General features: G+C 71.7%; 24 protein-coding genes, 1 tRNA gene and 1 pseudogene. 18 read left to right on the plus strand and 8 right to left on the minus strand.

What is annotated here, in order from left to right; all coding sequences use genetic code 11:
- Positions 1 to 10 precede the first annotated feature (10 nt).
- From OG764_RS21350 to OG764_RS21380, 7 genes are read left to right on the plus strand one after another with little or no spacing between them, the layout of a single operon-like run.
- The gene (locus OG764_RS21350; protein ID WP_328970021.1) at positions 11 to 1,102 is read left to right on the plus strand and encodes an MFS transporter; all 1,092 of its coding nucleotides are present in this window, start codon (positions 11 to 13) and stop codon (positions 1,100 to 1,102) included.
- Positions 1,099 to 3,411: a molybdopterin oxidoreductase family protein gene (locus OG764_RS21355; RefSeq protein ID WP_328970022.1), complete on the plus strand. Its 2,313-nt coding sequence runs from the start codon at positions 1,099 to 1,101 to the stop codon at positions 3,409 to 3,411. The genes OG764_RS21350 and OG764_RS21355 overlap by 4 nt, the downstream gene beginning before the upstream one ends.
- A 6-nt stretch (positions 3,412 to 3,417) precedes the next feature.
- Positions 3,418 to 4,017 (plus strand): 4Fe-4S dicluster domain-containing protein, encoded by a 600-nt coding sequence (locus OG764_RS21360; protein WP_328970023.1) that lies wholly within the window; start codon positions 3,418 to 3,420, stop codon positions 4,015 to 4,017.
- On the plus strand, positions 4,014 to 4,682 hold the full coding sequence (locus OG764_RS21365; protein WP_328970024.1) for a QcrA and Rieske domain-containing protein: 669 nt from the start codon (positions 4,014 to 4,016) through the stop codon (positions 4,680 to 4,682). The genes OG764_RS21360 and OG764_RS21365 overlap by 4 nt, the downstream gene beginning before the upstream one ends.
- A complete protein-coding gene (locus OG764_RS21370) occupies positions 4,679 to 5,047 on the plus strand; it encodes a hypothetical protein (protein ID WP_328970025.1) in 369 nt (122 codons plus the stop codon). Before OG764_RS21365 ends, OG764_RS21370 begins: the two co-directional genes overlap by 4 nt.
- Positions 5,048 to 5,049: 2 nt before the next feature.
- On the plus strand, positions 5,050 to 6,489 hold the full coding sequence (locus tag OG764_RS21375) for a NarK family nitrate/nitrite MFS transporter (protein ID WP_328970026.1): 1,440 nt from the start codon (positions 5,050 to 5,052) through the stop codon (positions 6,487 to 6,489).
- Between the two features lie 31 nt (positions 6,490 to 6,520).
- Positions 6,521 to 6,724 (plus strand): hypothetical protein, encoded by a 204-nt coding sequence (locus OG764_RS21380; protein WP_328970027.1) that lies wholly within the window; start codon positions 6,521 to 6,523, stop codon positions 6,722 to 6,724.
- Positions 6,725 to 6,734: 10 nt separating this feature from the next.
- On the opposite strand, the gene mscL is transcribed toward OG764_RS21380, so the two are convergent.
- The 6 genes and pseudogenes from mscL to OG764_RS21410 all read right to left on the minus strand — a co-directional run bounded on the left by mscL (position 6,735) and on the right by OG764_RS21410 (position 13,132).
- Positions 6,735 to 7,232 (minus strand): large conductance mechanosensitive channel protein MscL, encoded by a 498-nt coding sequence (gene mscL, locus OG764_RS21385; RefSeq protein ID WP_328970028.1) that lies wholly within the window; start codon positions 7,230 to 7,232, stop codon positions 6,735 to 6,737.
- 129 nt (positions 7,233 to 7,361) lie between these two features.
- On the minus strand, positions 7,362 to 7,907 hold the full coding sequence (locus OG764_RS21390; RefSeq protein WP_328970029.1) for a hypothetical protein: 546 nt from the start codon (positions 7,905 to 7,907) through the stop codon (positions 7,362 to 7,364).
- Positions 7,908 to 8,413: 506 nt separating this feature from the next.
- On the minus strand, positions 8,414 to 9,247 hold the full coding sequence (locus OG764_RS21395; RefSeq protein ID WP_328970030.1) for an S-methyl-5'-thioadenosine phosphorylase: 834 nt from the start codon (positions 9,245 to 9,247) through the stop codon (positions 8,414 to 8,416).
- 128 nt (positions 9,248 to 9,375) lie between these two features.
- A complete protein-coding gene (locus OG764_RS21400) occupies positions 9,376 to 9,663 on the minus strand; it encodes an FmdB family zinc ribbon protein (RefSeq protein WP_328970031.1) in 288 nt (95 codons plus the stop codon).
- Between the two features lie 355 nt (positions 9,664 to 10,018).
- Positions 10,019 to 11,257: pseudogene (locus tag OG764_RS21405) on the minus strand (MFS transporter); the annotation flags it as partial.
- 270 nt (positions 11,258 to 11,527) lie between these two features.
- Entirely contained in the window at positions 11,528 to 13,132 is a 1,605-nt protein-coding gene (locus OG764_RS21410) for a potassium/proton antiporter (protein WP_328973103.1), read from the minus strand.
- A gap of 215 nt (positions 13,133 to 13,347) precedes the next feature.
- Between OG764_RS21410 and OG764_RS21415 the strand changes: the two genes are divergently transcribed.
- Positions 13,348 to 16,212, plus strand: coding sequence for a penicillin acylase family protein (locus OG764_RS21415; RefSeq protein WP_328970032.1), 2,865 nt, complete (start codon positions 13,348 to 13,350; stop codon positions 16,210 to 16,212).
- A 59-nt stretch (positions 16,213 to 16,271) separates the two neighbouring features.
- Here the strand turns inward: OG764_RS21415 and OG764_RS21420 are convergent, their stop codons facing one another.
- Positions 16,272 to 16,877, minus strand: coding sequence for a 5-formyltetrahydrofolate cyclo-ligase (locus tag OG764_RS21420; protein ID WP_328970033.1), 606 nt, complete (start codon positions 16,875 to 16,877; stop codon positions 16,272 to 16,274).
- Positions 16,878 to 16,960: 83 nt separating this feature from the next.
- On the opposite strand from OG764_RS21420, the gene galU reads away from it, so the two are divergent.
- From galU to OG764_RS21455, 7 genes are all read left to right on the plus strand, one after another.
- On the plus strand, positions 16,961 to 17,863 hold the full coding sequence (gene galU / locus OG764_RS21425) for a UTP--glucose-1-phosphate uridylyltransferase GalU (RefSeq protein WP_328970034.1): 903 nt from the start codon (positions 16,961 to 16,963) through the stop codon (positions 17,861 to 17,863).
- Positions 17,864 to 17,867: 4 nt separating this feature from the next.
- The gene (gene glp / locus OG764_RS21430) at positions 17,868 to 19,196 is read left to right on the plus strand and encodes a molybdotransferase-like divisome protein Glp (RefSeq protein WP_328970035.1); all 1,329 of its coding nucleotides are present in this window, start codon (positions 17,868 to 17,870) and stop codon (positions 19,194 to 19,196) included.
- A gap of 84 nt (positions 19,197 to 19,280) precedes the next feature.
- Entirely contained in the window at positions 19,281 to 19,793 is a 513-nt protein-coding gene (gene moaC / locus OG764_RS21435) for a cyclic pyranopterin monophosphate synthase MoaC (protein WP_328970036.1), read from the plus strand.
- Positions 19,794 to 19,885: 92 nt separating this feature from the next.
- On the plus strand, positions 19,886 to 20,404 hold the full coding sequence (locus OG764_RS21440) for a MogA/MoaB family molybdenum cofactor biosynthesis protein (protein WP_328973104.1): 519 nt from the start codon (positions 19,886 to 19,888) through the stop codon (positions 20,402 to 20,404).
- Positions 20,401 to 21,027 (plus strand): GNAT family N-acetyltransferase, encoded by a 627-nt coding sequence (locus OG764_RS21445; protein ID WP_328973105.1) that lies wholly within the window; start codon positions 20,401 to 20,403, stop codon positions 21,025 to 21,027. Before OG764_RS21440 ends, OG764_RS21445 begins: the two co-directional genes overlap by 4 nt.
- 142 nt (positions 21,028 to 21,169) lie before the next feature.
- A complete protein-coding gene (gene sepX / locus OG764_RS21450; RefSeq protein ID WP_328970037.1) occupies positions 21,170 to 22,219 on the plus strand; it encodes a divisome protein SepX/GlpR in 1,050 nt (349 codons plus the stop codon).
- A 67-nt stretch (positions 22,220 to 22,286) separates the two neighbouring features.
- Positions 22,287 to 22,360 (plus strand) — tRNA-Ala (locus OG764_RS21455).
- A gap of 130 nt (positions 22,361 to 22,490) precedes the next feature.
- Here OG764_RS21455 and OG764_RS21460 read toward each other — a convergent pair.
- Positions 22,491 to 23,396, minus strand: coding sequence for a LysR family transcriptional regulator (locus tag OG764_RS21460; RefSeq protein WP_328970038.1), 906 nt, complete (start codon positions 23,394 to 23,396; stop codon positions 22,491 to 22,493).
- Positions 23,397 to 23,515: 119 nt separating this feature from the next.
- Between OG764_RS21460 and OG764_RS21465 the strand changes: the two genes are divergently transcribed.
- The 3 genes from OG764_RS21465 to OG764_RS21475 are packed head-to-tail and all read left to right on the plus strand — an operon-like array spanning position 23,516 to position 24,855.
- Complete coding sequence (locus OG764_RS21465) at positions 23,516 to 24,256, plus strand: SDR family NAD(P)-dependent oxidoreductase (protein WP_328970039.1); 741 nt, start codon at positions 23,516 to 23,518, stop codon at positions 24,254 to 24,256.
- Positions 24,253 to 24,636 (plus strand): nuclear transport factor 2 family protein, encoded by a 384-nt coding sequence (locus OG764_RS21470; RefSeq protein WP_328970040.1) that lies wholly within the window; start codon positions 24,253 to 24,255, stop codon positions 24,634 to 24,636. The genes OG764_RS21465 and OG764_RS21470 overlap by 4 nt, the downstream gene beginning before the upstream one ends.
- A gap of 3 nt (positions 24,637 to 24,639) precedes the next feature.
- Complete coding sequence (locus OG764_RS21475; RefSeq protein WP_328970041.1) at positions 24,640 to 24,855, plus strand: tautomerase family protein; 216 nt, start codon at positions 24,640 to 24,642, stop codon at positions 24,853 to 24,855.
- Position 24,856: the final 1 nt, after the last annotated feature.

Genomic DNA, 24,856 nt, shown 5'->3' on the forward strand with positions numbered 1-24,856 from the left:
GCGTGGTGCTGTGTCCGAGCCCTCAGAAGCAGTCGCCGCTGCGCAGCCTCCCGCGGCCCCCCAGCCACCGCCGGCCGGGCGTTCCGTCACCGCACGGGCCACCCTGGCCGGCGTCGTCGTCTCCCTCCTGCTCGTGCTCGCCATCGTGCTCGGCAGCCGGCTCCTGCGGGACTTCGACTCGGCGCTGCTGCCGTACGCCGTCGCCACGGTCTTCCTGGCCTTCGGCGTCGCGTACCGCTACACCGTGTGGGTGTCCTCCCCGGGCGCGCGCAGGCTCTTCAAGAAGGGCTTCGGCAGCCTCTTCTCGGCGGCGAACTTCCGCAAGGCCCCAACCGCCCTGCCGAAGATGACCGCCACCTACCTCGGTTTCCAGAAGTTCCTCGGCGCCCGCTCGCACGCCCGCTGGGCCGCCCACCAGATGATCTTCTGGGGCTGCATCCTGGCCGCGCTGATCACCTTCCCGCTCACCTGGGGCTGGTTCACCTTCACCTCGGGCAGCGGTTCCGGACCCGGCTACGAGATGCGCGTCTGGGGCTTCAAGGTCCTCGGCTTCGACTCCCTGAACATCCTCGGCTGGTTGATGTTCCACGGCCTCGACGTCGCCGCGGTGCTGGTCATCCCCGGGGCCTCGTACTTCCTTTGGCGGCGCATGAAGGACCGGGGCGCCATCACCGGGCAGCGCTTCGCGTACGACCTGCTCCCGCTGATCATGCTGATCGTCATCTCCGTGACGGGCCTCCTCCTCACCTTCTCGTCGATCTTCCTGCACGGCGGCGGCTACGAGTTCCTGGCGATCCTGCACATGGTCTCGGTGGTCTTCACGCTCATCTACATCCCGTTCGGGAAGTTCTTCCACATCGTCCAGCGGCCCGCCGCGGTCGGCATGCAGCTCTTCAAGTACACGGCCCGCCAGGACGAACAGGTCTTCACCTGCAAGCGCTGCGGCGAGCCCGTCGACACCGCCCCGTACGTGGAGAACCTGCGCGGCACCATGCGCGACCTGAAGCTCGACTTCGACGGCTGGGTCGAATACTGCCCGCGCTGCAAGCGGGTACTGCGCGGCACCGCCTACCTCACCCACGTCAAGAAGGGCTTCAATTGACCGCCGCACCGCCGTCGCGCCCGCTGCCCGTCGACCCCTCCATCGCCCCGCCCGGCACCCGCAACTTCCGCGACGCGGGCGGCATCCCCGCCGACCAGTGGCACGCCGACCAGAACGGCGAGACCCTCGTGCCCACCCACTGCTGCTTCTGCGGCGTCCAGTGCGGCATGTACCTACGGGTGGACCGCGGCGGCAAGGTCTTCGGCGTCGAACCCCGCAACCACGACATCAACCGGATGCGGCTGTGCCCCAAGGGCATCAACGCCTATCAGCAGGTCAACCACCCCGACCGGCTGACCGCCCCGCTGCTGCGGCACTCCCGCGACGAGCCCTTCCGCGAGGCCTCCTGGGACGAGGCCCTCGACTTCACCGTCTCCGAGATCCGCCGGATCCAGAATCGCTACGGCAACGACGCCTTCGGCCTGCTCGGCGGCGCGAGCCTGTTCTCCGAGAAGACGTACCTCGTCGGCAAGTTCGCCCGGGTCGCGCTCAAGACCCGGCACGTCGACTACAACGGCCGGCTGTGCATGGTCAGCGCCGCCGGCGCCAACAAGCTCGCCTTCGGCATCGACCGGGCGGGCAACCCCTTCTCCGACATCCTCCTCACCGACTGCCTGCTGATCGCCGGGTCCAACGTCGGCGAGTGCTTCCCCGTCATGACGCAGTACCTGTGGGGAGCCCGGGACCGCGGCGCGACGCTGATCGTCGTCGACCCCCGCGAGACCGCGATCGCCCGCACCGCCGACATCCACGTCGCCCTCAAGCCCGGCACCGACTCGGCGTTCTTCAACTCCGTACTGCACGTCGTGATCAAGGAGGAGATGGACGACGAGTCCTTCGTCGGCGCCCACGCCACCGGCTGGGAGGAGGTCCGCGACAAGGTCGCCGAGTACCCGCCGGAGCGGGCCGCCGAGATCTGCGGGATCCCCGCCGACCAGATCGTGCAGGTCGCCCGTGCCTTCGGCCGGGCCGACAAGGCGATGGCCTGGCACGCCCGCGGCATCGAACACCACTCCCAGGGCGTCGAGAACTGCCTCTCCGTCATCAACCTCTGTGTCGCCACCGGCAACATCGGCAAGCCCGGCGCCGGCTACGGCACCATCACCGGCCAGGGCAACGGCCAGGGCGGCCGCGAGCACGGCCAGAAGTCCGACCTCCTGCCCGGCGGCCGCTCGATCATGAACGAGGAGCACCGACGGCAGATCTGCGCGATCTGGGGCATCGAGGAATCCGAACTCCCGCCCGCCGGCACCTCCATGATGGAAATGGTCTGGCAGATGCAGCGCCGCGAGATCCGCGGCCTGATCGGCATCTGCAACAACCCCTTCGTGTCCCTGCCCAACTACGCGGTGGTCAAGGACGGCTACGACGCCACCGAGTTCCACGCCCAATTCGACTTCTTCCTCTCCGAGACCGCGGCCAACGCGCACGTCGTCTTCCCCGTCACCACCTGGGCCGAGGACGAGGGCGTGATGGCCAACGCCGAGGCCCGGGTGGTCAAGCACAACAAGGCCCAGGAACCGCCCGCCGGCGTGCGCACCGACACCTGGGTGATCTGCGAGCTCGCCAGACGGCTGGGCGCCGGCGCCAAGTTCGACTTCCCCGGCTCCCGCGAGGTGTTCGAGGAGCTCCGCATCGCCTCCGCCGGCACCGTCAACGACTACTACGGCATCACCTACGACCGTCTCGACGAGACCGGCGGCATCGCCTGGCCCTGCCCCACCACCGACCACCCGGGCACCCCCCGGCTGTTCGAGGACGGCCGGACCTACCACCCCGACGCCAAGATCCACATGCAGGTCGTCGAATGGCACCCGCCCATGGACCCCTACACCTCGGAATACCCCCTCTCCCTCACCACCGGTCGCACCGTCGCGCACTTCCTCTCCGGGAACCAGACCCGGCGCCTGGGCGCCCTCGTCGAGCAGACCCCCCGCCCCTGGGTGGAGGTCCACCCCTCGCACGGCTTCCGCAACGGCGACCCGGTACGCGTCGTCACCCGCCGGGGCAGCGAGGTGTTCCCCGCCCTGGTCACCGAGGCCATCCGCCCCGACACGGTCTTCATCCCCTACCACTGGCCGGTGCCGACCGCCGCGAACGCCCTGACCATCGACGCCCTCGACCCCCGCTCGAAGATCCCCGAGTACAAGGTCTGCGCCGCCCGGATCGAGCCGGCCGAACGGGTCGACGAGGTGCCGGCCCCGCCCACCGCGCCCGGCCGAGAGGCCTACCCGGAAGCACAGGTCTCCCGAGCCGACCCGTTGCCCCCCACGTCCCCGCAGGGGCGCGGCACGGCAGAGAGGGGCTGAGCCCCCATGATGGGCAAAACGATCTTCATCGACCCGGGGCGCTGCATCGGCTGCCAGGCCTGTGTCTCCGCCTGCCGCGAATGCGACTCGCACCGCGGCAAGTCGATGATCCACCTCGACTACACCGAACCCGGCCGGTCCGTCGCCTCCCTTCCCACCGTCTGCATGCACTGCGAGGACCCGGTCGCCCCCTGTGCCGAGGTCTGCCCCGCCGACGCGATCCTGGTGACCGCCGACGGTGTGGTGCAGCAGGCCGACACCACCCGCTGCATCGGCTGCGCCAACTGCGTCAACGCCTGCCCCTTCGGCGTCCCGAAGATCGACCTCCAGGCGAAGCTCCAGATGAAGTGCAACCTCTGCTACGACCGCACCGCCTACGGCCTGGCCCCGATGTGCGCCACCGTCTGCCCCACCGGCGCCCTCTTCTACGGAACGCTCGAAGAGCTCCAGGCGGAACGCCCCGGTGTCCAGGTCGCCGACTCCTTCGCCTTCGGCGACGTCGTGGTCAGCACCGGCGTGGCGATGGTCGTCCCCGCCGACAAGGTCCAGTGGCCGGTGCCGGGCGGGCTGCCCGTCGTGGAAGTGAACGGAGTGGACGTCCGATGAGCGTCACCGAAACGCCTGCCCCGCCGCCCGCCGGCGAGCCCGATCCCGGTGGCGACAACGGCGACGCCGCCCAGGCGCACCTGCGCGACCGGATCAGCGCCGACTCGCTCACCACCCGCCGCGACTACCTGCGGATCGTCGCCACCGTCTCCGGCGGCCTCGCCGTCGGCGGCATCGGCGTGGCCGCCGGCATCCTCCACCGGCACGGCGACAGCGAGACGGCCCCCCAGGCCAAGAAGGTCACCGAACGGCTGGCGCCCGGCGAATCCGTGGCCTTCCGGTTCCCCGGGGACGAGGACCGGGCCTTGGCGGTCCGCCTCCAGGACGGCACCCTCGTCGGCTACTCGGCGGTCTGCACCCATCTCGCCTGCGCCGTGCTGTGGCGCGAGGACCGCGGCAGCGAGGGCGAGCTGTACTGCCCCTGCCACGAGGGCGTCTTCGACGCCCGCACCGGAGAGGTCACCGCGGGCCCGCCACCGCGCCCGCTCCCCAGGATCTTCCTGACCGAGGAGGCCGACGGCAGCGTCTGGGCCGTCGCGACCGCCCGGTCCGGCGAGCAGGGCAGGGACGCCCTGTGCCGGCAGTTCGGCGATTCCCGCCCCGAGATGGCCGCCCAGCTCGGCTGCCCCGGTGCGGACGGTGCCATCGAAAGCAGGCGGACATGAGCGACAACCCACTGCCGCCCCGGCCCGACTACCGGCCCGGCAGCGCCCAGCCCCAGCTCAACAAGCCCGTACGCGAGCGCTATCCGCAGATCCGCGCGACGAGCGGCTACGGCGACCCGCGGATCCGGCACACCGGCCCCGGCCCCGGCGCCGGCAGCGAACAGGAGCCGGAGCGCTCCTCGAAGCTGTCCGCCCGTCTGGCCCTCGCCCTCACCGTCGTCGTCGGGCAGCTATGGGCGCTGACGGTGACCGTCAACGAGTGGATGAAGGGCAACACCGGCACGGCCTGGTGGGGGGCGGGATTCCTGGTCCTGTCCTTCCTGGTCGTGCTCGGACTGTGGCTCCTCGACCCGAAGGACCGATGACCATGTCCATACCCACCCCCAGCCCGGGCCCCACGACCAGGACACCCCGGTCGCACCGGGCGGAGACCTATCGCCCCGGCTCCACGATCGGCGACTGGCGGCCCGAGGACGACGCCTTCTGGCAGTCCACCGGGCACCGGGTCGCCCAGCGCAACCTGTGGATCTCGATCCCCGCGCTGATGCTCGGCTTCGTGGTCTGGCAGGTCTGGTCGGTGACCGTGGTCAAGCTCGGCGACGTCGGCTTCGGCTTCTCCAAGTCGCAGCTGTTCTGGCTGACCGCGATCCCCGGCATCACCGGCGGCACCTTCCGGATCCTGTACACCTTCATCGGACCGATCTTCGGCGAGCGGAAGTTCACCGCCTTCAGCACGCTCGTGCTCGTCGTGCCGATGCTGTGGCTGGGCTTCGCGCTCCAGGACACCGACACCCCCTACTGGGAGATGATGCTCATCGCGGCCGTCTGCGGCATCGGCGGCGCCAACTTCGCGTCCTCGATGGCGAACATCGGTTTCTTCTTCCCCAAGCGGGAGAAGGGCAGCGCCAACGGCCTCAACGGCGGCCTCGGCAACCTGGGCGTCAGTGTGGTGCAGCTGGTCGCGCCGCTGGTCGTCACCGCCGCCGTGCTGGGCGCACCTGCGGGCGGCCCGCAGCGCGACGCCAAGGAGAACACCGACATCTGGTTGCAGAACGGCGCCTTCCTGTGGGTGCCGCTGCTCGTGATCACGGCGCTGCTGGCCTGGTTCCTGATGAACGACCTGCAGGTGGCCGCCGCCCCCTTCAGTCAGCAGAAGATCATCTTCCGGCGCAAGCACAACTGGCTGATGACCTGGCTGTACGTCGGCACCTTCGGGTCCTTCATCGGCTTCGCCGCCGGCCTGCCCCTGCTGATCAAGGACAACTTCGAGTCCCAGGGCTACCAAGCCACGACCTACGCCTGGATCGGCCCCTTCGTGGGTGCCCTCATGCGCTGGGCGGGCGGCTGGTTCTCGGACAAGATCGGCGGCGCCAGGGTCACGATGCTGTCCTTCGTCGGCATGGCGGCCTCGCTGGTCGTCGTGATCTTCGCGCTGCCGTCCGGCTCCGACCAGGGCAGCTTCTGGACCTTCTTCGCCGGCTTCCTGGCCGCCTTCTTCTTCTCGGGCCTGGGCAACGGCTCGACCTTCCGCCAGATCCCCGTCATCTTCCGCGACCAGCACGCCCGGGCCGTCGCGGGCAACGGCCCCGAAGCCGAGGCCGCGGCGCTGAAGCAGTCCGAGATGGAGGCGGGCGCCGTCACGGGCTTCTCCTCCGCCATCGCCGCGTACGGCTTCTTCTTCATCCCCGCCATGTTCGCGAACCTCAAGGTCACGACGGCCCTGTGGATGTTCATCGGGTTCTACGCGACCTGCCTGGCGGTGTGCTGGTGGTTCTACGCCCGCAAGGGCGCCGAGGCTCCCAGCTGAGCCCGCCGCCTCCCCGCCGTACCCTGGAGTCATGAGCACCGCCCCCACCCCCGGCCCGCACCCGTCGAAGCCCGGCTCCCGGCCGAAGCCCGCGCTGGTCTTCGACGACCCGCTGGACCAACAGTCCTCGGACGACACGGACCGGGGATGGGGCGAGCGCCCGCCCGCGGCGAGCAGCGACAGCGCCGCCGACCTCGCGCGCTTCCTCGACGAGAAGCCCCCCCACCACCTCTGAAACCTGCGGGTCAGCCCAGCCCGGGCCCGCGGTCCTGGTCGCCTCCGGCCGAGCGCTGCGCCACCAGGGCGTCGCGGATCTCCTTGAGGACCTCCAGCTCGGTGATCTCCATGGTCTCCTGCACGCCCTCCTTGGCCTTCCGGCGGGCTTCCTGCCTGGCCAGGTACTTCGACATCGGCAGGACCATCAGGAAGTAGACGACGGCCGCGGTGATCAGGAACGTGAGCGCGGCATTGAGCACCGTGCCCCACAGCAGCTCGACACCGACCGTGCTTCCGGTCTTCGCGTCCACGAAGCACGGTCCCTTGAGGCACGAGGAATAGGCGTCCAGGCTCTGGGTGCCCATCGCGCCGACCAGCGGGCTGATGAGGCCCTTCACCACCGAGTTCACGATGTTCGTGAACGCGGCGCCGATGACCACGGCCACCGCCAGGTCCACCACGTTGCCGCGCATCAGGAAGGCTTTGAAGCCTGCCAGGACGCTCACCTTCTTCTTCTCGCTCACCACTGAGCCTCTCTACGCATGTGCCGTCTTCACCGGACGTGGAACCAACGGTTCCGAAAGCTACGGCAGTCGAGTGCCGCACTGTCCAATCGGGGCACGCGTTCAGATGACTTGACCGCTCATGGGTGCGAATCAGCACAGTGTCACCGCCAGTCGGGACACCGAGCCCGCGCCCACCAGCTCCCGGGCGGTCCCCCTCGGGACGGACAGCACCACCAGAGCCCCGGCCTCCGCCGTGCCGGGCTCCGGGGGCGGTACCTCGAGCACCCGGGCCGCCGCGGCGACCAGGCGGGTGCGCCCCGCCTCCGCGCCCGGGTGGCCGGGGCCGCCGGCGGCCACCACGTCGACCCGGTCCCCGGCGCGCAGCAGCCGCACCGTCGCCGCGTCCGCGATGCGCACCGGCGCCGATACGAGCCGCACGGCGGCCGGGCGCGGCGATGCCGGTGCGGGGGGTGGTTCGCTGCGGGAGGCCTGCGCCTCGGGGCCCGATACGGCCAGCGCCGCCGCGGCCACCGCGAGCCCGGCGGCCGTCATGCGCCGCTTGCGCCGCACGGCCCTGCGGAGCCGGTCGCCGCCGCGGCCCACGCGGAGCGGGGCGAAGGGCGGGACGCCGCGGGGTGGGGGACACGTGGCGGGGGAGCCGTGCGGGGGGATTCGGTAAGCCGGGGTGTCGGACATGGTGACCACCGCCCATCGTGAGGGACTTCGGGGTCCGGGCCGTCTGCCCGGACGTCCCTCACGATCCACGACCGTGGCGGGTCCCGCTGGGGGCTGTGGACGGTCCCCAGCCTGTGGATACCTCCGTCACCCGTGTCGGTGACGGGCCGTGTCCGTTGCCCGGCGGAGCCGAGGGCAACCCGGCTCCGCCGGGCACCGGGCTCCGCCCGGACCCGCGCCTCAAACGCCGGCGAGGCTGGGGGTTGCCTGCCAGGGCCGAGCCGGGCCGCGACAAGGCTGGGGGTTGCCCGTCGAGGCCGAGCCGGGCCGCGACAAGCCGGGGGTTGCCTGCCAGGGCCGAGCCGGGCCGCGACAAGGCTGGGGGTTGCCCGTCGAGGCCGAGCCGGGCCGCGACAAGCCGGGGGTTGCCCGCCGAGGCCGCGCCGCGGCTGAGCCGCGGCGCGCCAAGGCTCGCCGAAGCCGGGCTACGGCTGAGCCGCGGCGCGCCAAGGCTCGCCGAAGCCGGGCTACGGCAGTTCGATGCCCAGGTCCCAGCCGTCGTGGGCGTGGGTGCACAGGCAGTCCCGGGACTCGGTCGCCGGCAGTGCGGCCACCGCGTCGAAGAGGACCTCGCGCAGCCGGCCCACGTTCTCGCCGAACACCTTGAGGACCTCGGTGTGCGAGACGCCCTCACCGGTCTCGGCGCCCGCGTCCAGGTCCGTCACCAGTGCCATGGACGTGTAGCAGAGCCCCAGCTCGCGGGCGAGCACGGCCTCCGGGTGTCCGGTCATGCCGACCACCGACCAGCCCATCGCCGCGTGCCACTGCGATTCGGCGCGGGTGGAGAAGCGGGGCCCCTCGACGACGACCATCGTGCCCCCGTCCACCGGCTCCCAGCCGCGCCCGCGCGCCGCGCCCATGGCGGCGGCCCGCCCGACCGGGCAGTACGGGTCGGCGAAGGTGGTGTGCACGACGTTCGGCACCGTGCCGTCGGGGAGCGGCTCCCCGTCGAAGAAGGTCTGCGCGCGGCTCTTCGTACGGTCGACCAGCTGGTCCGGTACGAGCAGCGTGCCCGGGCCGTACTCGGCGCGCAGGCCGCCGACCGCGCACGGGCCCAGGACCTGTCGGACGCCGACCGAGCGCAGTGCCCACAGGTTGGCGCGGTAGTTGATCTTGTGGGGCGGAACCTTGTGGCTGCGTCCGTGGCGGGGCAGGAAGGCGATCCGCCGGCCGGCCAGCTCGCCTATGAACAGCGAGTCGCTGGGGGCGCCGTACGGGGTCTCCACCCGCACCTCGGTGACGTCCTCCAGGAAGGAGTAGAAGCCCGAACCGCCGATGACACCGATCTCTGCGTTGACCATGACTGCCAGCCTAACCGGCGGCTCCGGGCACGCCGAAGGCCCCGCTGCCGAAGTCGGCTGCGGGGCCTCGTGCGATGCGTGGTGCCGCGCGCGGACGCGCGGCGGGCACCCGGTCGGGCGCGGCCCGGTCAGGCAGCGGGGGTGCTGCTGCTCGAAGCCGGGGCGGCCGGAGCCGGGGTGGAAGCGGCCGTCGACGTGGTCGAGGCGGGCTTCGACGCCGGAGTGCTGCTGGACGACGCGCCGCGGCTGTCGTTCCGGTAGAAGCCGGAACCCTTGAAGACGATGCCGACCGCGGAGAACACCTTCTTCAGGCGTCCCTTGCAGTTCGGGCACTCGGTCAGGGCGTCATCGGTGAACTTCTGCACGGCCTCGAGGCCTTCGCCGCACTCGGTGCACTGGTACTGGTAGGTCGGCACGAATTTCCTCCTGGCACTCTGGCTCTATGAGTGCTAACGACGCTTCATGGTGACGCATTCCGCCGGATCAGTCCACCGTCACCGGCACGCGGTGACCCATCCCACGCTCGCCGGCCTGCTTCGGACCACGTCCGGCGGGCCGGTTCGGGCCGCGTCCGGCCGGGCTCTGAGCGGCCCGTGAGGCCTGTCCTGCCTGGGCCTTCCGCCCGCCCTGCGGGGCGTGCTGGCCGGCCGCCGCGTCACGCGACGCGGTCTGCGGCTCCTGCGGCTCACGAGGCTCCTGCGAGTCCTGGAGGTCCTGAGAGTCCTGGAAGGCCTTCGAGCCCTCGGCGTCCTGCGGGTCCTGAGAGGAGCCGACGACCCGGCTCGGGGCCGCGGGGGCCAGTCGCGAGCGCAGCGCCACGACCGTGGCCAGCGCCAGCACCGTGGCGGCCAGCGGCACCAGGAAGCCCGCGTGCGAGCCGTGGGCGTCCGTCAGGCGGCCCGCGGTGGTGACGGCGGCGGCCTGTCCGAAGGCGACGGCGCCGGTCAGCCAGGTGAAGGCCTCGGTGCGCGAGGCGGCCGGAACCAGCCGCTCCACCATCGTGTAACCGGTGATCAGCGCCGGGGCGATGCACAGGCCGACGACCAGGCCCAGCGCGCCCAGCAGCAGCGTGGAGTGCACGGCCCACAGCACGGACGCGGCGGCGGTCAGGCCGGCGTACCCGAGGATCAGGCGGCGGCGCGGGCCGATCTTCCAGGCGATGGCACCGCAGGCGATGCCCGCGATCATGTTGCCCGCGGCGAAGACGCCGTACAGCAGGCCGTTGGCGCCCGGGTTGCCGATCTCCTCGGAGAAGGCGGCCAGCGACACCTGCATGCCGCCGAAGACGGCGCCGATGCCCAGGAAGGCGACGATCAGGACGCGCACGCCCGGCACGGACAGCGCCGAGGTGTGCTTCTGGCCGGCCAGGGCCGTGCGGCCGACGGGCTTGGGCTGCGTGCCGCGCTGCGCGGCGAACAGCAGGCCGCCGAGCAGGGTCAGCGTGGCCTCGGTGATCAGGCCGGCCGCCGGGTGGATCTGGGTGCACAGGAAGGTCGCGAGCACCGGACCGACGACGAACGTGAACTCGTCGGTGACGGACTCGAACGCCGCGGCCGTGGGCAGCAGCGGCGCGCGCTCGCCCTGCAGGCGGGCGGCCCAGCGGGCCCGGACCATCGGTCCGACCTGCGGAACCGAGGCACCGGCCGGGACGGCGGCCAGCGCCAGGGCCCACAGCGGCGCGCCCAGCAGGGCGAGCGCGGTGAGCGTGCTGACGGCGGCGGTGTGGGTCAGGACGACCGGCACCAGCACGGCGCTCTGGCCGAAGCGGTCGGCGAGCTTGCCCATCTGGGGGGCGAAGACGGCCATGGAGACGCCGGTGACGGCGGCGATGACGCCGGCGCTGCCGAAGGAGCCGGTGGTGTGCTGGACCAGCAGCACGATGCCGATGGTCAGCATGGCGAACGGCTGCCGGGCGGCGAACCCCGGGAGAAGGAAGCTGAGCGCGCCGGGTGTGCGAAGAAGCTGCCCGTAGCCCGCTCGGGACTTGTCGGTCGTGACCGCGGATGCCACGGCCTGGCCTTTCTGCCGCCTGGTAGAGCTCCCGTCTGCGGACGGTGCGGGCCTTGTGGGCCGCACCCGTACTACGGAGCCCCGAGAGCTGTCCTCATGCGCCGAACCGAGTGATACCTGGGCACCCACTGCGGGAGGGGGCCACGGCCGCCGAGCGGTCGCGCCAGCTCTGCGTCAGACAGAGTTGGTCGATTGGTGTGCCTTCATGGTACAGGGAAAGGTGCGAGGTGCACCTGTGATTACAGCGACAGGGGCTGTCTTCACCTGCGTTTAACGAGCCGTTCGTCGACCGGGGCCTCTAGGGCCCGGGCCGCCCGAACTCCTCCCGGTGTGCCCTGTTTCCCCGGTGCCCAGCCATCCGGCGAGCTTTCCGCCCCGCGCCACGGCCCGCAGCCGGGACTCGGCCGCGTCCCGCACCGGGTCGGTGGCCACCACCAGCAGGTCGTCGCCGCGCCGCAGCACGGTCGAGGGCAGCGGTACGAAGCTCTCCTCGTCCCGTACGACCAGGGTGACGGAGGCTCCCGGCGGCAGCCGCAGCTCGCTGACCTCGACGCCGTGCATCCGGGAGCCGGCCGGGATGGAGAAGGAGAGGAGGTGGCCGCGGAGCTTCTCCAGCGGCGCCGACTCGATCCCGAGGTCGGTGGGGCTGCGGTCGCTGTCGCCGAGCCGCAGGGTGCGGGCGAGCCACGGCAGGGTCGGCCCCTGGACCAGGGTGTAGACGACCACGAGCACGAAGACGATGTTGAAGACCCGGTCGCTGCCCTCGATCCCGGAGACCATCGGGATCGTGGCCAGGATGATCGGTACGGCGCCGCGCAGGCCCGCCCACGACATCAGGGCCTTCTCCCGCCAGGGCAGCCGGAACGGCAGCAGGCTGATGAAGACCTCCAGCGGCCGCGCGACCATCGTCAGCACCAGGCCGACGAGCACCGCGGGCCAGAAGTCGTTGACCAGCTCGTGCGGGGTGACCAGCAGGCCGAGGAGGACGAACATGCCGATCTGGGCGATCCAGCCGAGCCCGTCCGCGAAGCCGCGGGTGGCCGGCCAGTGCGGCAGCTTCGCGTTCCCCAGCACCATCGCGGCGAGGTAGACGGCGAGGAAGCCGGAGCCGTGCGCCATGGCGCCGGCCGCGTACGCGACGACGGCGATGGCCATGACGGCGATCGGGTAGAGGCCGGAGGCGGGCAGTGCCACGTGCCGCAGTCCGTACGCGCCGAGCCAGCCCACGGCGAGCCCGATGGCCACGCCGATCGCCAGCTCCAGTGCGATCTTGCCCAGGAGCACGTACCACGCGTCGACCGGTCCGACCGTGGCGAACGCCACGACGAGGATCACGACCGGCGCGTCGTTGAAGCCGGACTCGGCCTCCAGGACGCCGGTCACCCGGGTCGGCAGCGGCACCTTGCGCAGCACGGAGAAGACCGCGGCCGCGTCGGTCGAGGAGACGACGGCGCCGATCAGGAGGGCCTGGCGCCATTCGAGCCCGACCAGGTAGTGGGCGCCCGCGGCGGTCACGCCGACGCTGATCGCGACGCCCACGAGCGAGAGCATGATCGCCGCGGGAAGAGCCGGTCTGATCTCTTTCCACTTCGTGCCCAGGCCGCCCTCGGCGAGGATCACGACCAGCGCCGCATAGCCGATGACCTGCGTGAGCTCGGCATTGTCGAAGACGACGTTGCCTATGCCGTCCTGCCCGATCGCGACGCCGATGCCCAGGTAGACGAGCAGGCTGGGGAGGCCGCTGCGGGACGAGATGCGTACCGCGGCGACTGCGATGAGCAGCACGAGCGAGCAGATCAGCAGGAGCTCGTTGAGCTGGTGGACAGTCAGCGGGCGGCCCTTTCCCTCGAAGTGGTCTGCCTGTGCCGGAACGATTCCGCAATACGGGTCGCGAACGACCCGCGGGGGCGAGGGCCCGGCGGCGAGTACTTCGTTACCTTACCTAATCTTTGACGATTTCTTGACTCCTTTGCCACATTGTGAAACGCCAGTTCGAAGAAGTCCCTGACACCGCGTCCGAACGGGGTGGACGCTGCGCCTATGGTTGCTCCCAGCACTCCAGGACCACCCTGCCCCCTCGAAGGACAGCGATGCCCGCGAACGAATCCGCCCCTTCCGTCAAGAAGAAGGGACGACGCGCCCGTCTGATCGTCCTTGTGCTGGTGCTGGCGGTCGTCGCCGGCGTCGGCTACGGGGCGTACTGGAGCGTCAGCGCCGTGCGCGCCTCCTTCCCACAGACCACGGGCACGATTCGGCTCCAGGGCCTGTCCGGCACCGTCGAGGTCAAGCGCGACGCGAACGGCATCCCGCAGATCTACGCCGACAACGACCAGGACCTCTTCCGGGCCCAGGGCTACGTCCAGGCGCAGGACCGCTTCTGGGAGATGGACGTACGCCGTCACATGACCTCCGGTCGCCTGTCGGAGATGTTCGGCAGCGGCCAGGTCGAGACCGACGCCTTCCTGCGGACCCTCGGCTGGCGCCGGGTGGCGCAGGCGGAGTACGACTCCAAGCTCTCCCCGGAGACGAAGAAGTACCTCCAGGCGTACGCCGATGGAGTCAACGCCTACCTCGACGGCAAGTCCGGCAAGGACCTGTCCGTCGAGCACGCGGCCCTCAAGCTCAGCGACGACTACAAGGTCGAGCCCTGGAGCCCGGTGGACTCGGTGGCCTGGCTCAAGGCCATGGCCTGGGACCTGCGCGGCAACATGCAGGACGAGATCGACCGCTCGCTGATGACCAGCCGCCTCTCCAAGAAGCAGATCGACGAGCTCTACCCCCCGTACCCCTTCGACCGGAACCGTCCGATCGTCGAGGGCGGCTCGGTCGACTCCGCCACCGGGAAGTACGACCCGAAGGGCGCCGGCTCCGGCAGCTCCGACGGCTCGGGCCGCTCCTCCGACGGCAGCGGCAACAGCGGCGGCGGCTTCAACGGCATCAGCGCCCAGGGCGGCGTCGGCCGCGGTCTGCAGACCGGGCTCACCGCCCTGTCCGAGACCCTCGACCAGGTCCCCGCGCTGCTCGGCCCCAACGGCAGCGGCATCGGCTCGAACTCCTGGGTCGTCTCCGGTGCGTACACGACCACCGGCAAGCCGCTGCTGGCGAACGACCCGCACCTGGCCCCGCAGCTGCCCTCGGTCTGGTACCAGATGGGCCTGCACTGCCGCAGCGTCTCCTCGCAGTGCCAGTACGACGTCTCCGGCTTCACCTTCTCCGGCATGCCCGGTGTGATCATCGGACACAATCAGGACATCTCCTGGGGCATGACCAACAACGGCGCCGACGTCACCGACCTCTACCTGGAGCAGGTGACCCCGGAGGGCTACCGCTACGACGGCAAGGTCCTCCCCTTCACCACCCGTGACGAGGTCATCAAGGTCGCCGGCGGCGACGACAAGAAGATCACCGTCCGGACCACCAACAACGGCCCGCTGGTCTCCGACCGCAGCGACGAGCTCGGCACCGTCGGCACCCGCGCCCCCGTCGCCAGCTCCGCTCCCGACCGCGGCGCCGGCTACGCGGTGGCACTGCGCTGGACCGCGCTGGACCCCGGCAAGTCCATGGACGCCGTCTTCCGGATCAACCGCGCCAAGGACTGGACGTCCTTCCGCGCCGCGGCCCGCGACTTCGAGGTCCCCTCGCAGAACCTGATCTACGCCGACGGCAAGGGCGCGCAGGGCAACATCGGCTACCAGATGCCCGGCCGGATCCCGCTGCGCGGCGCCGGCGACGGCCGCATGCCCGCCCCCGGCTGGGACTCGAAGTACGCCTGGAAGTCCGCGAAGGACGCCCCGGAATCCGACACCGACTCCGCCACCGGCTCGGACGCGACCTCGGCCGAGGGCGCGGACAAGGGGTGGATCCCGCAGGACGAGCTGCCGTGGGAGTACAACCCCAAGCGCGGCTTCATCGTCACCGCCAACCAGGCCGCGGTGCAGAGCGGCACGGACAAGTACCCGTACACGCTGACCACGGACTGGGGCTACGGCGCCCGCAGCCAGCGGATCAACGACCTCATCGAGGCGAAGATCAAGGACAGCGGCAAGATCTCCACCGACGACATGCGCACCATGCAGATGGACAACAGCAGCGAGATCGCCACGCTGCTCGCGCCCGTCCTGGCGAAGCTGCCGATCTCCGACCCGGACGTCCGCGAGGCGCAGAAGCTGCTGGAGGGCTGGAACTACACCCAGGAGCCGGACTCCGCGGCCGCCGCGTACTTCAACGCCGTCTGGCGCAACATCCTCAAGCTGGCCTTCGGCGACAAGCTGCCCAAGGAGCTGCGGGTCGAGGGCGACTGCCTGAACGTGCGCCCGGTGGGCAGCAGCGGTCCGGCCGACGACCTGGCCGAGATGGTCCGCGAGTGCGGCGAGCGCAGCGCGGACTCGGCGCAGCCGGACGGCGGCGACCGCTGGTTCGAGGTGGTCCGTAAGCTCATGAAGGACGAGAAGTCCAGCTGGTGGAAGTCGCCGGGCAGCCGCCTCGACAAGGCCACCGAGACCCGCGACGAGCTGTTCGCCCGGGCCATGGAGGACGCCCGCTGGGAGCTCACCGCCAAGCTCGGCAAGGACACCGGCGCCTGGTCGTGGGGCCGCCTGCACCGGCTGACCCTGCGCAACCAGACGATCGGCACCGAGGGCCCCGGCTTCATGCAGTGGCTCCTCAACCGCGGCCCGTGGAACCTGGGCGGCGGCGAGGCCACGGTCAACGCAACCGGCTGGAACGCGGCCTCGGGCTACGCCGTCACCTGGGTCCCGTCGATGCGGATGGTCGTCAACCTGAAGGACCTCGACAAGTCCCGCTGGATCAACCTGACCGGCGCCTCCGGGCACGCGTACAGCTCGCACTACACGGACCAGACCGAGCTGTGGGCCAAGGGCGAGCTGCTCGACTGGGCCTTCGGCAAGGAAGCCGTGGACAAGGCGACGGTGGACACGCTGACGCTGAAGCCGTAGGCGAGGCGAGCCTCGCCCGGGGGACCCCGGGCGAGGCTGAATGGTGTCCGACGTCCGGATCAGGTGCCGAAGCGGCGGACGCCCGTCGGGGTCACCACGGCCTGGACGGGGTGGTCGTGCGGTTCCGCCGGGACGTGCTCGACGACCTCGGTCGCGTACAGCAGCACGACGAGCGCCGGGTGCGCGCCCGCCCGTTGCAGCCGGGCCAGCACCCGGTCGTACGAGCCGCCGCCGCGGCCCAGCCGCATCCCGCGCCCGTCCACCGCGAGCCCGGGCAGCAGCACGGTGTCGGCGCCGGTGACGGCGTCCGGCCCGAGCCGCGGTCCGGCCGGTTCGAGCAACTGCATCTTCCCGGCGTGGGCGACCGGGGCGAGGCTCGCGGGACCTTCGTACACGGCCCAGTCCAGGTCGTTGTCGGGGAGCAGGACGGGGAGCAGGACCCGGGTGCCGCGGCCGCGCAGCACGTCCAGCAGGGCGAGCGTGCCGGGTTCGGTGCCGACCGGGACGTAGGCCGCCACGGTGTCGGCGGCGGAGAGTTCGGGCAGGCTCAGGGCCCGCTCGGCCAGGGCGTCGGCCGCGGCCGCCACGGCCTCGGCGGACAAGGCGCGGCGCGCGGCGAGCAGTTCGCGCCGCAGGTCCGCCTTGGCGGAACGGTTCTCTATCACAGCTGACTCACAAACCCTTCTAAATCAGCTTCTATTTACCGGAATCTAACCTTCTGCCCATACGCAACGGCTATCGTGCCGCCATGACGATGTCGCACCAAGTGATCACCAAGGCTGTCATCCCGGCGGCCGGACTCGGTACCCGGTTCCTGCCGGCCACCAAGGCCACCCCCAAGGAAATGCTGCCTGTCGTGGACAAGCCGGCGATCCAGTACGTCGTGGAGGAAGCGGTCTCCGCGGGCCTGACCGATGTCCTCATGATCACTGGACGTAACAAGCGGCCGCTCGAAGACCACTTCGACCGCAACTACGAGCTGGAATCCGCGCTCGCGGCCAAGGGTGACGACGACCGCCTGAAGCGGGTCCAGGAGTCCAGCGACCTGGCCACCATGCACTACGTCCGCCAGGGCGACCCGCGCGGCCTGGGCCACGCCGTCCTGTGCGCCGCCCCGCACGTCGGCCGCGAGCCCTTCGCCGTCCTGCTCGGCGACGACCTGATCGACCCGCGCGACCCGCTGCTCTCGCGGATGGTGGAGATCCAGGCGGAGACCGGCGGCAGCGTCGTCGCCCTCATGGAGGTCGATCCGGCCCAGGTGCACCTCTACGGCTGTGCGGCCGTCGCACCCACCGACGAGGACGGTGTCGTACGAGTCACCGGACTCGTCGAGAAGCCCGACCCGTCGGAAGCTCCCAGCAATTACGCGGTCATCGGACGGTATGTCCTGAACCCCGCCGTGTTCGACATACTGCGTGAGACCGAGCCGGGCCGCGGTGGGGAGATCCAGCTCACCGACGCCCTGCAGAAGCTTGCCGAGGACGAGTCCGTCGGCGGTCCGGTGCACGGCGTGGTCTTCACGGGCCGCCGCTATGACACCGGCGACCGCGGCGACTACCTGCGGGCCATCGTCAGACTCGCGTGCGAACGTGAGGACCTGGGCCCCGAGTTCCGGACCTGGCTTCGCAGTTACGTCACCGAGGAGATGTAGCACCTTGAGCAGCACCGCACCGCAGGACACCGGCCACCAGCGCCTCTGGTCGGTGGACGAGCACCTGGCCGACATCCTCGCCGCGGTCCGCCCGCTGGAGCCGATCGAGCTGCAACTGCTCGACGCCCAGGGCTGTGTCCTCGTCGAGGACGTCACCGTGCCCGTCGCCCTGCCGCCCTTCGACAACAGCTCGATGGACGGGTACGCCGTCCGGGTGGCGGACGTCCAGGGGGCGAGCGAGGAGTTCCCCGCGGTGCTGACGGTGATCGGGGACGTCGCGGCGGGCAGCGGGGACCTGCCCACCGTCGGACCCGGCCAGGCCGCCCGCATCATGACCGGCGCCCCACTGCCGCCGGGCGCCGAGGCCGTCGTCCCCGTCGAGTGGACCGACGGCGGCGCCGGTGCGGGCGCCGCCGCAGGCATGACCCCGGCGAGCGAAGCCCCCGAGGGCGCCGGGGGAGAGGTCCGCGTGCACCGCGCCGCCGAGGCCCGCGCCCACGTCCGGGCCCGCGGCTCCGACGTCCAGGCCGGCGACCTCGCCCTGGCCGCCGGCACGGTGCTCGGCCCGCCCCAGATCGCCCTGCTCGCGGCGATCGGCCGCGGCACCGTCCGGGTCCGGCCGCGCCCCCGGGTGGTCGTCATGTCCACCGGCAGCGAGCTCGTCCAGCCCGGCGAGGCCCTGATCGAGGGCACGATCTACGACTCGAACAGCTTCGCGCTGGCCGCCGCCGCGCGGGACGCGGGCGCCATCGCCTACCGGGTCGGCGCCGTCGCCGACGACGCGGAGACCCTGCGGGCCGCCATCGAGGACCAGCTGATCCGCGCCGACCTCCTCGTCACCACCGGCGGCGTCAGCGTCGGCGCGTACGACGTGGTCAAGGAGGCGCTGTCCGCCGTCGGCGACGAGGACGAGGCCGGCAGCGGCGTCGACTTCCGCAAGCTCGCCATGCAGCCCGGCAAGCCCCAGGGCTTCGGCTCCATCGGCCCCGACCACACCCCGCTGCTGGCGCTGCCCGGCAACCCGGTCTCCTCGTACGTCTCCTTCGAGCTGTTCGTACGGCCCGCCATCCGCGCCCTGATGGGCCTGCCGGACCTGCACCGGCCGGTGGTCCGCGCGGTCCTGGAGGCCGACAAGGCGCTCGGCTCCCCGGTCGCCCGCCGGCAGTTCCTGCGCGGCGCGTACGACGCGGAGAACGGCACCGTGAGCACCGTCGGCGGTTCCGGCTCGCACCTGATCGCCGCCCTCGCGCACGCGGACTCGCTGATCGTGGTGCCGGAGGACGTCACTTCCGTGGAACCGGGCGCAGAGCTGGAAGTGGTCCTGCTCGGCTGAACCCGCGCGGGTGCGGGTAGCGTGTTGGACCACACAGGCCTCGCGCGAACGTCTGCGGGCCCGGACCGGGAGCGGCACGCACACATGACAGCGTTTTCCCTGGGGGAAACCCCCGGAACCCCTGAGCAGAGCAGGCTGACGCACATCGACGAGGCCGGCGCGGCCCGGATGGTCGACGTCTCCGAGAAGGCCGTCACCACCCGTACGGCCCGCGCGAGCGGCCGGGTCCTGGTCTCGCCCCGGGTGATCGAACTGCTGCGCGGCGAGGGTGTCCCCAAGGGCGACGCCCTCGCCACCGCGCGGATCGCCGGGATCATGGGCGCCAAGAAGACCCCGGACCTGATCCCGCTGTGCCATCCGCTGGCGGTCTCCGGCGTCACCGTGGACCTGTCGGTCGCCGATGACGCCGTGGAGATCCTCGCCACCGTCAAGACCACCGACCGCACGGGCGTGGAGATGGAGGCGCTGACCGCGGTCGCCGTCGCCGGCCTGACCGTGATCGACATGGTCAAGGCGGTCGACAAGGGCGCGGTCATCACGGACGTGCGCGTGGAGGAGAAGACGGGCGGCAAGTCCGGCGACTGGAACCGCGCGTGAACGCCCCGCGCGGCGGCGAGGCCCACAGCCACAGCCACGGCCCGGCCGCCGGGGGCACGACGTCCGACGGCACGGGCGCCGAGGGCACCCCGGTGGAAGCCGCCGCGGGCCGCCCCGCCCTGCGCGGGCTGGTCGTCACCGCCTCGAACCGGGCCTCGGCCGGCGTCTACGCCGACAAGGGCGGCCCGCTGCTCGCCGCGGGCCTGGAGAAGCTCGGATTCGCCGTCGACGGCCCCCGGGTGGTCCCGGACGGCGACCCGGTCGAACAGGCGCTGCGCGACGGGGTGGCGGCCGGCTACGACGTCATCCTCACCACCGGCGGCACCGGCATCTCGCCCACCGACCGGACGCCCGACGCCACCGCCCGCGTCCTCGACTACGAGATCCCGGGCATCCCGCAGTCCGTCCGCGCCGAGGGCCTCGCGAAGGTGCCTGCCGCGGCGCTCTCCCGGGGCCTGGCCGGAGTGGCGGGCCGCACTCTGATCGTGAACCTGCCCGGCTCGACGGGCGGGGTCCGCGACGGGCTCGCCGTCCTCGACCGCATCCTGCTGCACGCCGTCGACCAGATCCGCGGGGGCGACCACCCGCGGCCGTCCGGGAGCCCGAGCTGAACGGGCCCTCCTGGCCGGTCGTGCTGGCGGACGGACCGGTCGTCCTCCGCCCGATAAAGCTGCGCGACCATGCGGCCTGGCGCGAGGTCAACCGGCGCAACCGCGACTGGCTGCGGCCGTGGGAGGCCACCATTCCGCCGCCCGCCCCGTGGGGCCCGGTGATCCAGCGGCCCACGTACCGCCAGATGGTCCGCCACCTGCGGGCGGAGGCGAACGCGGGCCGCATGCTGCCCTTCGTCATCGAGTACGAGGGCCGGCTCGTCGGGCAGCTGACGGTCGCCGGGATCACCTGGGGCTCGATGTGCGCGGGCCACGTCGGCTACTGGGTGGACCGCGAAGTGGCCGGACGCGGTGTCATGCCGACGGCGGTTGCGCTCGCCGTCGACCACTGCTTCCGTTCCGTCGGTCTGCACCGCATCGAGGTCTGCATTCGACCCGAGAACGGGCCGAGCCGGCGGGTCGTGGAGAAACTCGGATTCCGTGAGGAAGGGCTGCGGCCCCGATATCTCCACATCGACGGTGCGTGGCGGGACCATCTGGTGTTCGCGCTGACGGCCGAGGAAGTCCCGGAAGGGCTCCTGCGCCGGTGGCACCGGCTGCGGCCGGGCACCGCCCAGAAATGAAAAACTTGTTCGAATTAACTGCTCATTCGCCCATAAACTGATCCGAAGAATCACAAAAAAAGTCCGTGATATCAGCCAGATCGTGCGACACACCGGCCCAATTGGCCGATGCCGCCGCCCGGACCCCTCTACGGTGTGAGATGTGAGCAGCAGCGGCCTCATCTACGCAGTCATTGTCGGGGCCTGGGCCGCCTACTTGGTGCCCATGTGGCTCCGGAGGCAGGACGAGCTGAACGAGGCTCGTCCGACGGAACGCTTCTCCACCGCCATCCGGCTGCTGTCGGGCCGGGCGGGCATGGAGCGCCGTTATGCCAAGGAACTGCGTGAGCGCGGTGCAGAGGCGGAGCCCCCCGTGGACCCGGAAGCCCCGACGGAAGCGATCAGCTCCGTCGACGTCCGGGCCCTCGCCGTACCCCCGACCCGAGCGGAACCCAGACCCTCCCAGGCGGCCGCGGCGGCCGCGGGCGCGGCAGCGGCGGAACGCGCCCGGCGCCAGCGCTCGCAGGTCCTCGCGCGCCGCCGGCGCACCACCGGGCTCCTCTTCCTCGCCTTCACCCTCGGCGCCGTCGTCGCCGCGGTCGGCGGCCTGCGCCTGCTGTGGGCGCCGGCCGCGCCGGCCGTGCTCCTGAGCGCGTACATCGTGCACCTGCGGGTCCAGGAGAAGCGGCGGTTCGCGTTCACCATGGACCGGCGGCGCGCCGAGGCCGCGGCCCGGCAGTTGCGCGAGAACCGGCCGCGCCGCCGGGAGGCCGAGTCGGCGACCGAGACCGGATCGGAGCCCGAACCCGCACCCGTGGTCTCCCCGCAGGAGGCGGGCCGCCGCGCCCTGGTCGAGCAGACCGACCACGCCGAATGGGTCGACCAGCAGCGCGAGCGCGAGCGCGGTCCGGCACGCGGCGAGAGCTGGGAGCCCGTACCCGTCCCGCTGCCGACCTACGTGACCGCGCCGGTCGCCCCGCGGGCCAGCGGGCCGGCCGAGTCCTGGAGTGCCTCGCGCTCCAGCACCGCCGAGCCGACGGAGCCCCGGCTGCGCGCCCAGCCGCAGCCGCAGCAGCCCCGGCAGGCCGAGCCCGCCGCCCCGAACGAGCGTCAGCAGCGCCCCGCCGACCGCCGCCGGCCGCGCGAACGCGGCCGCACGCCGCTGTTCGACCAGTACGAGCCGGAGGAGCGTCCGCGTGCCGCGAACGAGTGAGGCATGACCTGCGGGGATCGGATTTTTGGATCCGCCGGTGGGGATGCTAATGTTTCACACGTCGCAAGGGCCTGTGGCGCAGTCTGGTAGCGCACCTCGTTCGCATCGAGGGGGTCTGGGGTTCAAATCCCCACAGGTCCACAGACATAGAGGATCCCGTCCGATCGCAAGATCGGGCGGGATCTTCTGCGTTCCGGGCCGGGCGGCCCGATGGTCGGCCGCCGCGGTGCCCGACCGGCACGACCGGTCGGGGGCTGCGGTCGGGGGCGCGTCAGAGGGTGCCGAGGCGGGTGGTCAGTTCGTTGACGAACGCCTCCAGGTGGGGCGGGCGGGGACCGGGACGGGTGGCGACGCACCAGGTCCGGCGGTGGCCCCCGTGGCCCAGCCGGACCAGTCCCACGCCGTGCGAGGAAACGTACGGGGCGGCCACCCAGTTGGGGAGCACGGCGATGCCCTGGCCGCCGGCCACCATCTCGATCAGCAGGTCGGTGATCACCGGCATCGTGGTGATGCGGGCCGGGCGGGCGCCGTGCGGCAGCGGGAGCGGCACCGACGGGATCCGGTTCGGGTCGTAGACGTCGTAGACCATCAGGTGGGTGCCGGCGAAGTCCTCCGCCTCGACGTGCGGCCGGGCCGCCCACGGGTGGCCCGAAGGGACCACCGCCACCATCTCGTCGTCGAAGAGGCGGGTCATGCTGACCCGGTCCATCTCCAGGTCCGGCTTGGTCACCAGCGCCACGTCCACCCGGTCGGCCAGCAGCGCGGGGACCGGCGCGTCGTCCGGCACCGACTCCAGGCGGACCTCCGCCTCCGGGTGCTGGGTGCGGAAGGCGCGGATCACCGGGGGCAGCCAGGGGAAGGTGGTGCTGCACTGGGCCGTGAACCGCACCCGCAGCGGGTGCCCGTCGCGCATCTCCCGCAGGTCGCGGGTGGCCGACTCCAGTTCGCCCAGCACGTGACGGGCCGCCACCAGCATCCGCCGGCCCGCCGCATTGGGCACCAGCCGGCGGCCGTTCCGGTCGAAGAGCCGCAGGCCCAGGCGGTCCTCCAGGCGGGTGAGGCGCTGGCTCAGGGCCGGCTGGCTCACGAAGAGCCGCTCGGCGGCGGCGGTCAGACTGCCGGACTCCGCGGTGGCGGTGAGGAGTTCGAGGTCACGCAGGTCCACATCCATTCCCATAACGAGGGATTATGGCAGGCTCCAATCTTCGTCGTGGTGTGATGAGCGGGATGCTCCTAGGTTCGTTGATGCCGGCCAACGGGCCGGGTGAACGACGTACGAGCAACGGGAGTTCCGCCATGTCTCAGCCCCGCACCGCCATCGTCACCGGCTCTTCCAGCGGCATCGGCCTGGACATCGCCCGGGCCTTCCTGGCGCAGGGCGCCAACGTGGTCCTCAACGGCCGGGACGGCGAGCGGCTCGCCAAGGCCGCGGCCGTCCTCGGGCACCCCGAGCGGGTCGCCGCGGTGGCCGGCGGCATCGGGAGCGCCGCGACCGGCGAGGCGCTGGTCCGCGCCGCCGTCGAGCGCTTCGGCGGGGTCGACGTCCTCGTCAACAACGCGGGCACCTTCGCCGCCAAGCCCTTCACGGAGGTCACGGAGGACGAGCTCGACGGATTCCTGGACGGGAACCTCAAGGGGACCTTCCTGACCACCCAGGCCGTGGTGCGGCGGCTGCGCGCGCAGGGCCGCGGCGGCTCCGTCGTCAACATCGGCACCGTCCTCGTCGACCACGGGCTCGCCGGATTCCCCTGCTCCGCCCCGGTGGTGAGCAAGGGCGGCGTGCACGCCCTGACCACGAGCCTGGCCGCGGAACTCGCCGCCGACGGCATCCGGGTCAACCTGGTCGCGGCCGGCATCGTCCGCAGCCCGCTGCACGAGGGCGCCGACGTGGACGCCTTCGGCGGGCTCGCCCTCCTGGACCGGGTCGGCGAGGTCGACGAGATCGCCGAGGCGGTGCTGTACCTCGCGGGCGCCGGCTTCGTCACCGGCCACGCGCTGCGGGTCGACGGCGGCCACGTCACCGGGCGCACCCTGTGAGCGGGGTACTGCCGGCCGAGGCCGAGGTCCGGGCGGTGCTGGCGCACTACTTCGACGGGCTGTACCACGGCGACACGGGGTTGCTGGAGCAGGTCTTCCACCCCGAGGCGGTGTACGCCACCGCCACCGAGGGTCCCCTGCTGCGGCTGACCATGCCGGAGTACTTCCCGGTGGTCGCCCGCCGGGAGCCGCCGGCCGCGCGGCGGGAGGAGCGCCGGGACCGGATCGTCTCCGTCGAGTTCGCGGGCCCGGTGACCGCGCTGGCGCGGGTGGAGTGCGCGATGGGTCCGCGCCGCTACACCGACTTCCTGACCCTGCTGCGGGTGGACGGCCGCTGGCGGGTCATCTCCAAGGTCTTCCACTTCGAGACGGAGGAATGAGCCGTGCCGTACGTGAACGTGAGGATCACCCGCGAGGGCGCGACGCCCGAGCAGAAGGCGCGGGTCATCGCGGGGATCACCGACCTGATGGTGTCGGTGCTGGGCAAGAGCCCGGCGACGACCTTCGTGGTCATCGACGAAGTGGCCCTGGAGGACTGGGGGATCGGCGGCCTGCCGGCGGAGGAGTTCCGCCGGCAGGCATCGGAGGCGCCGTCCTAGG

The sequence above is a fragment of the Streptomyces sp. NBC_00239 genome (genome assembly GCF_036194065.1).
In the GTDB taxonomy this organism is placed as follows: Bacteria; Actinomycetota; Actinomycetes; order Streptomycetales; family Streptomycetaceae; genus Streptomyces.